The sequence below is a fragment of the Faecalibacterium tardum genome (assembly GCF_040096515.1).
Taxonomy (GTDB): Bacteria; Bacillota; Clostridia; order Oscillospirales; family Ruminococcaceae; genus Faecalibacterium; species Faecalibacterium tardum.
In genome coordinates this window covers 1-12,627 of the sequence record NZ_JBBMEO010000008.1, presented here as the reverse complement: position 1 = coordinate 12,627, position 12,627 = coordinate 1, and the positions used below count along the sequence as shown (strand labels likewise).

Annotated in this window: 13 protein-coding genes; 1 reads left to right on the top strand and 12 read right to left on the bottom strand. The window is 52.4% G+C overall.

The features are described 5' to 3' along the window. Positions 1-238 precede the first annotated feature (238 nt). The 12 genes from WMO44_RS07065 to WMO44_RS07010 form a co-directional block, all read right to left on the bottom strand. Entirely contained in the window at positions 239-736 is a 498-nt protein-coding gene (locus WMO44_RS07065) for a YolD-like family protein (protein WP_349152161.1), read from the bottom strand. Next, positions 717-2,234 (bottom strand): Y-family DNA polymerase, encoded by a 1,518-nt coding sequence (locus WMO44_RS07060; RefSeq protein WP_349152160.1) that lies wholly within the window; start codon positions 2,232-2,234, stop codon positions 717-719. The genes WMO44_RS07065 and WMO44_RS07060 overlap by 20 nt, the downstream gene beginning before the upstream one ends. A 362-nt stretch (positions 2,235-2,596) precedes the next feature. Next, positions 2,597-3,067, bottom strand: coding sequence for a hypothetical protein (locus WMO44_RS07055; protein ID WP_349152159.1), 471 nt, complete (start codon positions 3,065-3,067; stop codon positions 2,597-2,599). Positions 3,068-3,697: 630 nt separating this feature from the next. Next, on the bottom strand, positions 3,698-4,216 hold the full coding sequence (locus WMO44_RS07050) for an O-acetyl-ADP-ribose deacetylase (protein WP_349152158.1): 519 nt from the start codon (positions 4,214-4,216) through the stop codon (positions 3,698-3,700). Positions 4,217-4,226: 10 nt separating this feature from the next. After that, positions 4,227-4,754: an isochorismatase family protein gene (locus WMO44_RS07045; protein ID WP_349152157.1), complete on the bottom strand. Its 528-nt coding sequence runs from the start codon at positions 4,752-4,754 to the stop codon at positions 4,227-4,229. A 114-nt stretch (positions 4,755-4,868) separates the two neighbouring features. Then, positions 4,869-5,129, bottom strand: a complete 261-nt coding sequence (locus WMO44_RS07040; protein WP_349152156.1) for an HFLK protein — start codon at positions 5,127-5,129, stop codon at positions 4,869-4,871. Between the two features lie 89 nt (positions 5,130-5,218). Then, complete coding sequence (locus WMO44_RS07035) at positions 5,219-5,686, bottom strand: hypothetical protein (RefSeq protein WP_349152155.1); 468 nt, start codon at positions 5,684-5,686, stop codon at positions 5,219-5,221. A 77-nt stretch (positions 5,687-5,763) separates the two neighbouring features. Then, on the bottom strand, positions 5,764-7,386 hold the full coding sequence (locus tag WMO44_RS07030; RefSeq protein WP_349152154.1) for a recombinase family protein: 1,623 nt from the start codon (positions 7,384-7,386) through the stop codon (positions 5,764-5,766). A 96-nt stretch (positions 7,387-7,482) separates the two neighbouring features. Beyond that, positions 7,483-7,776, bottom strand: a complete 294-nt coding sequence (locus WMO44_RS07025) for a hypothetical protein (RefSeq protein ID WP_097782879.1) — start codon at positions 7,774-7,776, stop codon at positions 7,483-7,485. 17 nt (positions 7,777-7,793) lie between these two features. Beyond that, complete coding sequence (locus WMO44_RS07020; RefSeq protein ID WP_349152153.1) at positions 7,794-9,059, bottom strand: plasmid recombination protein; 1,266 nt, start codon at positions 9,057-9,059, stop codon at positions 7,794-7,796. Between the two features lie 376 nt (positions 9,060-9,435). After that, entirely contained in the window at positions 9,436-10,752 is a 1,317-nt protein-coding gene (locus WMO44_RS07015) for a DNA primase family protein (RefSeq protein WP_249234830.1), read from the bottom strand. A 73-nt stretch (positions 10,753-10,825) separates the two neighbouring features. Then, complete coding sequence (locus WMO44_RS07010; protein ID WP_349152152.1) at positions 10,826-11,527, bottom strand: CHC2 zinc finger domain-containing protein; 702 nt, start codon at positions 11,525-11,527, stop codon at positions 10,826-10,828. 248 nt (positions 11,528-11,775) lie between these two features. Here WMO44_RS07010 and WMO44_RS07005 point away from each other — a divergent pair, with 248 nt between their 5' ends. Continuing rightward, positions 11,776-12,606 carry a helix-turn-helix domain-containing protein gene (locus tag WMO44_RS07005; protein WP_349152151.1) on the top strand — a complete coding sequence of 277 codons (831 nt, stop codon included), beginning with the start codon at positions 11,776-11,778 and terminating at the stop codon, positions 12,604-12,606. The last annotated feature ends 21 nt before the right edge of the window (positions 12,607-12,627 follow it).

Genomic DNA, 12,627 nt, shown 5'->3' with positions numbered 1-12,627 from the left:
GGGCAAGTAAACATATCTGCCCAAACTGCGGCGCAAGATGAAACAGCAGTTCACAGGGCTGTTCCATTGCAAGTGTGGGACAAGCTGGAAACGTGACATAGATTTCTTTGAACGCACTCCAGATATGGTGTTCTCACTGGAACGCAAAAAAGTCGGAAATAAAATCAAACCGCTCCCGGCGATACAGCATAAGTAAGCAAGACCACCAGCCGGAAACGGCTGGTGGTCTTTTTTGTGCTTAATCCTCTGTAATGCCGAGATATTGGTCAATCTCCATGATGCTTTCTCCACTGATCTCAACCAGATCTTCAAAGGGCACTACGGTTTCGCCCACCTGCAAGGTGCGGAACACCGGGTCGATGCGGTCCGCTTTTCCGGTCAGCGTGATGTAGTTGCCCACTGCGGGAATCTCCGGGTGGGCGGTATCCTCTTTGAAGTACCGCACCGTGATGGTCATGCCCTTGGTGACCTGCATCAGCTTATCAGACAGGGCGGACATTTCTTCCTCGGTCAGAATGCGCTTGGTCACACGCTCGGTGCGCTGCTTTTCTGCGGCAAGCTGCTCGTCATAGCCCCGCAGCGGAGAGAAGGGCGAGAAGATTTTGGCACGGTTCTGAAGGGTCATGCGGGGGTGCTTGCGGAGGGATTCTTCCGTGTGGGGGCGTTCCATCTCTAGGATGTCCCCGTACTTTTGGGCAGTCTCCAGCCCGATTTTGCTATTTTTGTAGTTTTCCATCTGAACCTCCCGCCGAACCTCCTGCGCTGTGCCCGCCGATCTGCGCATTACGCTGGCGCATGGTGGCACCCTCTTCGTAGCTGCTGGCTTTCAGCACAGCGTTTTTGCCGTACTTGCTCTTGATGCCCAGCATGGCTTGCTGGAGTTTTTTCTCCTTTTCCAGCTTCTTGGTGTCTGTGAAAAAGTCCACCTGATAGATACCCTCGTCCGGCGTGACCTTATTGACGTTGATGGTGATGCGCCGCACCGTCAGTGCCGGGTCGGTGATGCGCTCAAACAGCTTTGCGCTTTCGTTGATAATCGTGCTGCCCAGATTGGTAGGGGCATCAAACCGGACGGTGCCGTGGGCTGCCTTGGGGATGACCCTGCCGTAGCGGTCGGTCTGGGTCAGACCACGGTAGCCGCCCTTGTCCACGTTCTCCCGGTCGTAGCCTATCTCCAAGGTGATGGATTCCGTCACCAGCTTCTTTTCGGTGAGCCGGAACATCAGAATCTCTGCCATCTCCCGGACGATGAGTTTTGCTTTATCGTTGGGGTAAGGGCAGGTCAGCACCTGTCCCTCACTGATGCTGTTGGTGCTGGGCTTGTAACTTTTGATCTCAGCCATACCGCAGGGCTCATAGCCCCATGCGTGGTCGATGAGAATTTCCGCATCCACGCCGAAAATCTCATACAGACGATCTTCTCCGTGGATAGAAAACCGTGCCAAGTCCCCCATGGTGTAGATGCCGTGGGCTTCCAGCCGCTTGACGGTGCCGGGACCGGTCATCCAGAAATCCGTCAGCGGGCGGTGGTTCCACAGCAGATACCGGTAAGACTGCTCGTCCAGTTCTGCAATGCGGACACCGTCCTTGTCCGCCGGGATGTGTTTTGCCACAATGTCCATGGCCAGCTTTGCGAGGTAGAGGTTGGTGCCGATGCCTGCCGTTGCGGTGATGCCGGTGTTATACAGCACCTCCCGCACCATGGTCATGGCAAGCTCGTGGGCGCTCATGTGGTAATAGGGCAGATAGCCCGTCACATCAATGAAAACCTCGTCAATGGAGTAGGGGTAGATATCCGCCGGGGAGACATATTTGAGGTAGGTCTTGTAGATCTGAGTGGAAACGTCCAGATATCGCTGCATCCGGGGCGGCGCAACGATGTATCTCAGCCCCAGCGCCGGGTCTGCGTTCAGGGCGTTGGCATCAAAAGAGGTGCTGGCAAAGTGGTATTTGCCGTCCTCTCCCCGGACTGCCTTGTGCTGCCGGATGGCAGTCTGCAGCCGCTGGGCGTTGACCTCTTTCACCCGCTGAACGGCTTCAAACAGCCGTGCTCTGCCGGGTATCTTGTAGGCTTTCAGGGAGGGCGACACCGCAAGGCAGATGGTCTTTTCGGTGCGGGAGGCGTCCGCCACCACCAGATTGGTGGTCAGGGGGTCCAGATGACGGTCTACGCACTCCACCGAGGCATAGAAGCTTTTCAGGTCGATTGCCAGATAGGTGCGCTGCGCTGCCATGATTCAGCCCTCCTTTGCAGAAGTCACAACTATTTATCTTATTATAATAAATCTTTACGCTGTTTTCAAGATGGAACGCTATTTTATCTGTGATATAGACAACAAAAAAGAGTGGCAGCATTTCAAGCTGAAACGCTGTCACTCTGTAGGAACTGCGTAATGACTGACGATTATCCTTCTACTTTGACCGTAGCACGATCGCTCTTTGCGTTTCCATCCGCATCCAGCGTGATATGCACAAAATGTTCCGGATTATCATAATCCTTTATCTCGCCGTCATCGGTAAGAAACTCTGACATTGGCTGGAGCAATTGGGGCTTCAGCCTTATTTTCAATCCAATAGCTGCGGTTGTGCAGCTATTTCAATACAATATCCTCGAAACGTGATGTTCCTGTTTGCCCAGATACAGCTCCACGATCATTCGTCCGTTTTCGGTGTTGCAGAGGTCCTCTTTGCAATAGCCGCAGAGCTTTCCGTCTGCCTGTGCCACATAACGGCGCAGCGGCTGCTGAAGCTCCTGCGGGATGCTGCTCCACGGGATCACATAGCTCATGCCGGTATCCCCCACATCCACGATGCAGGCCCGTTCACTGTCCTCATCGGACAAAATCAGGTTCACCAGAAACACATCCGCAAAGGGTGCGCCCTGATACTGGGCTTTTTCCCGCCTGCGCTCCGTCCGAAGCTCGTCCAGTGCCCGATTCAGGTCATTTTCTGGCAGCGTGGACTTGTACAACAGGACATGCAGTTTCTGCTCCGCTGACCCACTGTCATTCAGTTTCCCTGCCGGGAGTTCCACATCTGCATGAATGGTGCAAATCTGTTTTTGCATTGCAGCACGCAGGTTTTCCAGGTTCTGCTGCCGTTCTGCTTCCAATTGCTGTGCAGACTTTTGATGTACTTCTTTGGCTTCTGGCTGTTGCGCAGTATGCTCCTGCTTGGGCTCTGGCTTAGGCTTTGACCATTCGCTGTGCTTTTCTGCGTCAGCCTCCGAAACGTTTTGCCCTAGTACAGTCGGCACCGACACGCTTTTGGCACCGCTTTGTGCTGCCGATGCTTCCTGTGCCGCAGAAGGACGCTCCGTTCTCTTTGGTTTTACCGACCGCGTTGCACCTGTGCTCGTGCTTTTTGCCTCCGGCCTTGGTGTTTTCACCGCAGGAACAGCATTTTTAACATTTTCCGGTCGAACCCGTGTCTGCGTCTGCCAGAAATCGCTGCCTGTGTGCTGATAATAGGACTTTTCCGCTCGTTTCCGGCTGCTGCGCACACCTTCACAGATCCACGAAAAAATCAGGTAGCGCTCCAGTGTGTTCCAAAAGCTGCTGCGCCGATGGCAGGGTTTATGCCGTCCACGGGACGCATACACAATCACTGACAAGCATCCGAAGAGCAGAAATCCTGCCGCAAAACCGATCCCTGTAAACAGCTTTTTGAAAAAGCCCATCTCTCACACCTCTTCCGGTTACAGCCTTGCCTGATACCCCCGCTCCGTCCTGGCATCGAAGCAGCAGAAAATCACCTGCATTGCGTAATCCGCATGATCTTCCAGCCACTGCGCCACCGTTTTAACTGCAATCTCCGTGGCATCTTCCAGCGGGTAACCATACACGCCGGTCGAAATTGCCGGGAACGCAATGCCGTGGATATCATGCTCTTTGGCGAGGTTCAGCGAGTTGAGGTAACAATCCGCCAGCTGCACTGCATCCTCTGCTGTGCCGGAATAAATCGGGCCTACCGTATGAATGATATACCTTGCTCTCAACCGGTAGCCCTTAGTGATTTTTGCTTCTCCGGTGCGGCAGCCGTGCAGCGTGCGGCACTCAGCCAGCAGTTCCGGCCCTGCTGCTCGGTGGATAGCACCGTCCACACCGCCGCCACCCAGCAGACTGCGATTGGCCGCATTTACGATGCCGTCACAGTCCAGTTTAGTAATGTCACCCTGCACCACTTGAATCTGATTTTTGGCTTTTTCAGAAATCATTGTAAACACCTCACTTTTTGAGCAGCTCCAGCGCCTTGTCCATGGGCACACAATCGGCATAGCGGTCCGGCCAGAGGAATTCATTGTAATAGTGGTAGCTCTGCTCCCCTGTCATGTACTCGTTGTCCTGCGTGGAATTTGCATAGGCAGGAACGATCATGTGCAGACCATGCTCAACGCCTGCCTCCACCGTTGCATTGATGCAGAAGTCGGTCATGATGCCGCAGACCATCACATCTTTTTCGCCCTTTTCCGTCAGATATTCCAGCAGACCGCTTTCTTTTTTGAACGCACTGCATACGGTTTTGACGAACCGTTTTTCAGTCAGCAGCGGCGCAAACCCGGAATAGACCTCGAATTCATCGTCCCCGATGGAGAAACCGGTGCCGGGCCCATCGTCATGCTGGACATAGACGACCTCGATTCCCTGTTCGCGGGCAGTCCGGATTAGTTTCCTGATGTTGCTGACAAACTTTTCAAACGCATACAGGCATTCATCCACGATACCTTTCTGTGTATCCACAACCAGTAAAACCATGTGTAAGCCCTCCTGTGTATCTTTGGTTTCATCCTACCATAGACCGTTGCTTTCTACAAGCGGATTCAAAAAATCCCCACAGGGAAAACCTGTGTTTCACCTGCAGGGATTGATTCAGCCACCCAAGACGATCAGGATCAGCACCACGACCACTGCAATAGCGATCAGGCAGCCGCACCCGCTGCCGTCCCCGCCGCCACCGCCATTGTTGTTGTGGTTTCCGCCACCACCGCCGCCGGACGAGCCGCCGAAGTTGCGGTTGAACGCCGTCATGTACTGGGCATAGCCCGTATCGCCTTTGCCGAAGTAACCATAATCACCGCCCGATGTCAAGTCTTGGACAACTTTTTTCACAAATAAATTTGAAAAAGGCACAAAAAAATAAGCCCCACAAGGCTTTCAATCGGTTTTGTGAACCAATTTGTGCCTTGTAGGGCTTATCTGTTTTCTATATTCTGTTTATCTTATACCGCCTGCAAAGGAGTATTCTCCATTACCTTTTCAAACTGTTCGACAGTCATTTTTGCTTTTTCAGCAGCACGTTCCAGCTTCAAATCTCCATCTCGAACAAGCTGCACGAGCATCCTGAGTTCGCCTCGTTCTTCGCTTTCGTTCATCATTTCCTCAACAGCTTTGCACACATCAATCACCTCCGCGCCCTCTGGAATATCCAGCGGTGTATTCGTAACTGCTTTAATAACCCTCGCCGCGTTTGCTTCTATCAGCATACGCGGATTATCAGTCAAAAATTCAGATAAGCGTTTCTTATCTTTGGAATACTTAATGTATCCAATGACTTCTCTCAGACTTGAAGAGAATCTTTCCAAATCCTCTGCGCTTAGCTTTGCAGGGTCAATCAGGTGAATCTGATAGTCCTGCACAAAGTTCAGAAGATTCTTATTTTTAACCGCCATCATCTCATGGAGTGACAACGGAGAATCCCTCACTTAAAGATATTGGTTATGTACTAGGTGTGCAACCGTTCGATTGCACACCCTTTTATAATGCGTCACTCGACTTTGCCGATAAAACGGTAAAAAATTTCAACTTCCTGTTCTCTGGTGCCATCTTCATGCTTGACAGCTTCGTGAATGAGAATCTTTTCAATCAGAGCATTTAGAAGTTCGGCGGTCAATTGTGTGGGGTTGACGTACTTTTTCATCAACTCAATCCACTTTTCAGCGTCAACAGCGGTCTGAACGGCTGCATCAAGTTCGGCTTGAAGTTCTTGAATCTTTTCGTCCAGTTCATGCTGTTCTGCCTGATACTTTTCGGACAGCATATTGAAATTGTACTCCGTAATGCGTCCAACAGACCAGTCCTCATACATTTTGGCGAACAGGTTGTCCACCTCTGCCTTACGCTTTGTGGCCTTTTTGAGTTCGGCAGTCTGTTTTTTCTTGGCGGTGTTGCGTTCTTTGTCGCTGGCATTCAGTAAACGCTGCAAGAGTTTATCTCCATCCTGCTGTGCTTGCTGCGACCAATACTGCACTCTTGCCAGAATATAGGTGTACAGCACATCATATCGAATATAGTGCATGGAACATTGGTGAAAGCCCTGTCCGTTTTTGCTGCAATGGTAATAGCCGTAGGGCTTTTTGTTCTGCTTATTCATACCATAGGCCATCGACCAGCCGCAATCCGCACATTTTACAAGCCCGGAAAAGATTTGCGTTGTTCCGTCTTTCTGTTTTCTACGGCGATGAGCAATCTGCTCCTGCACCTGTCGGAACACATCCGCAGAGATAATAGCTTCGTGGGTGTTCTCCACACGATACCATTCCTCCTGCGGCTTCCGCACCTTTTTCTTGTTCTTGAAAGAGATGTTGCTCTGCTTATTGTGAACGCTGTGACCGATATAGGTTTCTTCTTTCAGGATACTTTTGACCTGCGCTACCGTCCATGCGTAGGACTTCTCTTCCGACGCTCCTGCATAGATGTTAGCAAATGTGCCATACCGCTGAAAATTCAACCAGCCGGGAGTGGGAACCTTTTCATCTACTAAAATATGGGTGATGCTGGCCGCACCGTGTCCATGCACCGCAAGATCAAAGATTTTCTCAATGATCCACTTCGTTTCCGGGTCTACCAGAAGATGCCCTGACTTGTCGGGGTCTTTGATATATCCCAGAGGAGCGTATGCACCATAGTGCGCACCGTTCGCAAATCTTGTCCGCATAGCGGCCTTGACTTTTTTGCTGGTCTGGCGAGCGTGCATCTCATTCAGGATGTTCAGGAACGGAGCGAGTTCGCTTTCGCCGTTGAGAGTGTCCACATTATCGTTGACAGCAATATAGCGGACACCTTTACTCGGAAAGTAGATCTCCGTGTACTGACCTGTCAGAATATAGTTTCGACCTAAACGGGATAAATCCTTTGTTACAACGCAGTTGATTTTGCCTTCCTCAATATCGTCGATCATCCGTTGAAAGCCCGGTCTGTCAAAGTTGGTGCCAGACCAACCATCATCGATATATTCGCCAACAACGGTCAACCCGTGTTCCTCTGCATACTGACGAAGCATCATGCGCTGGGTCTGGATGCTGCCGCTTTCACCCTGCAATTCATCGTCACGGCTTAGTCTAAGGTACAGTGCAGTGTTATAGATCATCGTATTGTTAGGCTGTTTCATAGTAGAGCCTCCTTCTTAAAAGAAACAGCCCACGCTTACAATACTTCTGCTTCCATTATACCGTAAGTGTGGGCTGGATTCAATTCGTTTTTATCATCAGGCGCATCGGTTAGCTGAATACTGAATCACATCTTCCAGCAGTGTGCCGACTGATTTTCCATTTTCTGCGAAATGTTCGGTCATTTTGATTTTGGTGTTGCCACAGTAAAAATAGAGCGTACCGTCTGGCTCTTTAACATAGTAAGACGTGTTCTCAAGAGTAGGTTCGGGACCCGCGTACTCCGAATCCTGCCATTCTTCGAGTAAATTGACAGGTGGTTCACAAATAGGCTCATAACAGGAGCAAAGGTCAATCGCATCGTTCATCATATCAGTGCTTCTATTATCCATTCAGTATCCTCCGAAAATCAAAGTTCCATATCCTGCCCATGCCTGCGGTTTCGCTGTGGCACATTCATGGTGCACTCCTGCTTGGGGGCAAGAATCTTTTCCAGAAAACCGCGCACCAGTTCTGGCGCACGGCGCATAGCATCCAGATAGGGTTTCACGTCGTACCACAGGTCGTGGTACTTGTTGCTCCAACGAACGGCCTCCTTCTTGGCCGTGGAAAGTTCTTCTTTCAGGCGACGGTTCTCCACGTCCATCATATAGCCGTGGTCAGCCTGTTTTTTCAGTTTGGAAAATTCTTCTTCGGTCAGCGAGTAGTTGCCGAGAAAGGTGCGCTTGCCGATATAATCCAGATCACGCGCATGAATGAGGGCTTCTTTTGTGAGCGTGGCCTTTTTCTGCACAGCGGCAAGTTCCTTTTCGGTCTTGGAGAGGGTTTTGTTGGTTTGGATGAGGTGCTGCTCTTTCTGGTCAATCTGGGCGGTCAGGCTGTCCAGCCGTTCCTGCTCCCGTTGAACTTTGAACTGGGTGACGGTCAGGTGTTCTTCGGTGCTGCCACGTTCGCCGCGCTCTATATCGGTGTACCCGGCAGCGCGCATAAAATTGAAGAAGTTGTCCTGCAAGACGCTGTACGACTTCTTCAGGATAGGCTTGCCGTTCTTTTGCAAAACAGGCTTTCCCGATTCGTCCAGCAGAGGTTTGGATGCCCACTTCTTGCTCCGGCTGACCTGCATGACAGTCTCCTTGACGGTGCCGACCAGTGCCTTGTCCTTGCAGCGTTTCGACCACAGGATCTGCTTTTCCACCACAGGTACATAGACCACATGGAGGTGGTAGTGGTAAACTTCGCGGCCTAATGCTTCGGTCATGGCACGGTTGATCTCATCGGCGTGCATGACTGCCGAGAGGATATACTGCTCACCGCCCACGATTTGAACGGCAGCTTGGTAGGCATCCTCATAGAACTGCTTGGCGAACTCGTAGCCGCCGTGGTTGTCAAAGTAGGCCGAGTTGACATCAAAGACAAGCTCGCAGTAATGGGTGGCATCCGGCTTCAAGCCGCGCGTGGAGATGGTTCCGGCGGCTTCCAGTTGGGCGAATAGGTCGGTGTAGCTGGCAGTTGGCTTTTTGAAGTGGACGTTCCATGCAGTGCGCTGGGGGATAATGTCGGGGTTCCGATAGCTGTCCTTTTCACGCTCATTGTGCTGCTGGGTGTTGCCAACGGCCTTGTCCGAAACGGCGAGATTCCGGACACTGGTGCGGTCAACGCCATCGTTTCTTGCCAAAGGGCATCCCTCCTTTCAAGGTTCATCGAAAGGTGACGGGGAACGAAGATGCACTTCTTCGGAAGTGTAATAACCCACTATAACACTTTCATCCCTATGGGCTGCAAAGTGTAGTGGGCTCTTCGAGGACTCTCCGAGGGGGAACGCCTCCTGCGGGAGAGCTACAATCAAGTTCGCACAATGCGAACTTGATTGCTCCGTACGCATCTGAAAAAATTGCGTACGGACTTCAAATAACCTGTACGGTTCGTACGACGTACGGAAATGCGAAATATAAACGATAACACGTCTTAATTTGCTTTAATTCGCCGTACAGGTGCGTACAAGTACAGACCGTACAGGTTGTACGAACTTCTTCCGTAAAAAAATGCACTTTTTACGGACAGGGGTGGACAAGCGGCTCGACGCCTACAAAACCCCGCACCCTGCGGCCACCGGGCAGGTAGATGTTGTTGGTGGCTTCAAGGTTGTAGCGGCGGTCATTCTGGCGCAGTTCTGCGCTGAAACGGATGGCAGATACGCTGTGGCAGGCGTTATCTTCGCACCACAGTTTGTAGATTTCATAGAAATCTTTGGAACTGATGGAGTAGTCTGCCTTAAAGCGGAAATAGCCCTCGGACTCCATGAAGTCGATGACATTGTTGCTGCTGCGCTTGATGGTGTCCACGTTGGCGGCGGCTCGTTCGCTGACCGTGAAGCGGAAATCGTTCTGCACCAGCCGGTGCAGTCCTTCCAGACACCACAGCAGGATGCCCTCCAACTCGGCGCACATCTTCTCCACAAGGAAAGGGTCATCCGTGCGGTCGGCAGGCTTGTCCTTGGTGGTCAGGATGAGCTGGCGGCGAAAGAAGCCATCCGAATGGTCATACAGTGAGGTCAGCGCACCGTTGCCAAAGCAGAGGAACCGGGCGTAAATATCCCGCTGGTAGCTCTGGACACCCTTGCGCTCCAAGTCCAGCTTGGCTTCGGCGGTCACGATGGTCTTGATATAATTGGTCTTGGGCAGAGCGTTCATGTCCATGTCATCATCGATCATCAGCAGGCGGCGTTCCAGATCGGCACGGGCAAAGCGGTTGTTTTCCACTTTCTGGACGCTGCCGTTGCTGGCGGCATCCCCCATGAGCCGTTTCAGCACCAGCCCGATGCGGGACTTTCCCTCGCCGCCTTTGCCAACGATGAGCATCATCTTCTGTCCCTTGGTGCTGGGGATCAGGCAGTAGCCCAGATACTCCTGCAAGGTGGGGATGTCGGCATCGTCCAGCAGCTCGTGCAGGAAGGTCAGCCAGCGGTCCGGGCTGGGGGCTTTGGGGGCGTACTTCACCGGCAGGCGGTTCTGGCAGAACAGGCGGCTTTCCTGAAAAGAGCCGTCCGGCAGATGGTACACGCCGTTCTGGAGGTGGATGCAGTCCTGCTCGATGGGGAACGGGTCGGAAAAAGCCAGCAGCTTGATGGTCTCCAGAATGTTGGTGACCTTTTTGGACAGGCCAGAGGTGACATATTCCTCGATGTTCTCCAAGATGCGCTGCTTGATCTCGCTTTCGTCTTCCACCGGGCCGTCCAGCGTGTACAGCGTACCGTTGACGCATTTCAGCGGCCACTGTTCCAGAAAGGCACGGCCAAACTGGACTTCATCGATCTTCTTACCGTTGTACCAGTCCGGCCATAAAGGGTTGCGGGAAATGTTTTTCTTCATGTGGTGGTTCTCCTTTAGGAAAGTGAAGTGGTAGGTCTCACGGTGAGACCTACCACTTCAGGTGAATAAATTATCAGGCGCACTTTGCCAGAGCAAGGCGGTCGGTGCGCTCCTCCAGCATCAGCAGGTACGACCCGGACAGCAGCTGTGCGGCGGCAGCGGCTTTCTGCTGGGGTGTCCCAAATGCAACGCAGTCCGTCAGGTGCTCGACGGTCTCGGTCATGTGGAGAGCTTCCACGAACCGCTCGTCCAGCGGCTCCTCCGGGGTGGTGGGCTTGTAGCGCTCTCGCCAGTCGTGCAGCAGGTCGAGATAATCGGTCAGCACCCGCAGGCAGTAGGCGATGTCTGCCCACTGCTCGTCTGTCAGGCCACGCTTGGGCGGCGGCAGAGCGATGGCATTGGCGGGCGGCTTGTCCGGGTCAAGCCAGAGCTTGTCGGGGCGGGGCCCCTCCATCTTGCTGACGCAAGACCGCTCTGTCACTTGCAGTCCCCACTGGGGACTGCATTGCTTCGCAAACGCGAAGTCATTTATCAGCTTCTCGGCGGCTTGCCGGGGGTTCAGGTCGAACAGCTTGGCGGTGAGGTCGATGGCATCTCCGTTGGCTCCACAGCCAAAGCAATAATAATAGGTGTCGTTCAGCTTCATGCTGGGGTCGCTGTCGGAATGGAATGGACAGCACACCATGCCATGGCGGTCTGGCTCCATGCCGTACATCTCTCCCACCTGCCGAACGGTGATGGCGGACTTGACAGTTTGATACAGGCTCAAGGGCATTCCTCCTTTGTTTCGTGCGTTGCACCAGAGTCCCTAGCGTGGGAACTCTGGTATTTTTTGTCTTGTGCCTGAATATACGGAGAATTTTGCAGAAAGAGCAAAAAAGCGGCAAAACTGCAACGGAAAAAGAAAAAAGCCCTTACTGGTTGCAGATTTGCAACAGCAAGGGCAGAGAGGAAAACGTATATTGAACAAAACGGAAGAGCGTATTATAATGAGGAAAAAGCTCAAAAAGGAGGGCCGACCACATGGCACAGGAATATCTGCCCGCACCATCCAACATCCGTCTTGCGGACTTGATGAAAGAGCACAACATCAGCCAACCAGAACTTGCCAAGGAACTCGGCTGCTCCAAGAGCACCATCAACCGTTTTATCAGTGGCGCAAAAGGAACTCTGACCCATGAGCAGGTGCTGAAGATCGCAAGGCTGTTCAACGTGTCCACGGATTTTTTGCTTGGAGAAACCAATATCCCCGACCGCAAGAATTACGACATTGCCGAACTGGGCTTGTCCGTAGAAGCCGCAAAGAACCTCTACACAGGGCGTGTCAATGCAGAGGTGATCAACCTGCTGTTGGAAAACGCCCGCTTTGCAGAGCTTACTTACCGCATAGCGCAGTATTTTGATGATACCTTTGCATCCGGTATCGCGGCACAGAACGCCATGCTCACGACACTGAGCACCCTGCTGCGCACAAGGGTCAAGACCCCGGAGGCAGCCAAAGCCGCAAAGGACATCAGTCTCCGAAGAAAGCCAGTATACCAAGGTGACCTTGATGACATTGAGATGTACTTCATGGCAGCGGTCAAGGAAATCAAAAAGGGCATCGGGAGCCATTACGCCGAACAGGAAGCCATGAGCAAGAAAGTGGCAGAGAAGATGTTCACCGAATTGACCAAAGGGCAGGATGTGCAGCACCCAACGATCACGGCAGAGCAGTTGACGGATGCAATGTTGGACAGCGTTTCGGGCATGAAAGGAGCCACGCCGGAAGCACTGGAACAGCTGCGAAGCGGTCTGTTGGGAATCTTGCAGTCTGCCGCAGAGCAGGAAAACGCCCATGAAGCAGACGAATGAACGGCTTTGTGCGCTGGCACA

Excerpts from the sequence above, each read along its gene's own strand:
- WMO44_RS07065 (WP_349152161.1), bottom strand. The coding sequence starts at position 736 with ATGGAAAACTACAAAAATAGCAAAATCGGGCTGGAGACTGCCCAAAAG.
- WMO44_RS07060 (WP_349152160.1), bottom strand. The coding sequence starts at position 2,234 with ATGGCAGCGCAGCGCACCTATCTGGCAATCGACCTGAAAAGCTTCTAT.
- WMO44_RS07055 (WP_349152159.1), bottom strand. The coding sequence starts at position 3,067 with ATGCAAAAACAGATTTGCACCATTCATGCAGATGTGGAACTCCCGGCA.
- WMO44_RS07050 (WP_349152158.1), bottom strand. The coding sequence starts at position 4,216 with ATGATTTCTGAAAAAGCCAAAAATCAGATTCAAGTGGTGCAGGGTGAC.
- WMO44_RS07045 (WP_349152157.1), bottom strand. The coding sequence starts at position 4,754 with ATGGTTTTACTGGTTGTGGATACACAGAAAGGTATCGTGGATGAATGC.
- WMO44_RS07030 (WP_349152154.1), bottom strand. The coding sequence starts at position 7,386 with ATGAAACAGCCTAACAATACGATGATCTATAACACTGCACTGTACCTT.
- WMO44_RS07025 (WP_097782879.1), bottom strand. The coding sequence starts at position 7,776 with ATGGATAATAGAAGCACTGATATGATGAACGATGCGATTGACCTTTGC.
- WMO44_RS07015 (WP_249234830.1), bottom strand. The coding sequence starts at position 10,752 with ATGAAGAAAAACATTTCCCGCAACCCTTTATGGCCGGACTGGTACAAC.
- WMO44_RS07010 (WP_349152152.1), bottom strand. The coding sequence starts at position 11,527 with ATGCCCTTGAGCCTGTATCAAACTGTCAAGTCCGCCATCACCGTTCGG.
- WMO44_RS07005 (WP_349152151.1), top strand. The coding sequence starts at position 11,776 with ATGGCACAGGAATATCTGCCCGCACCATCCAACATCCGTCTTGCGGAC.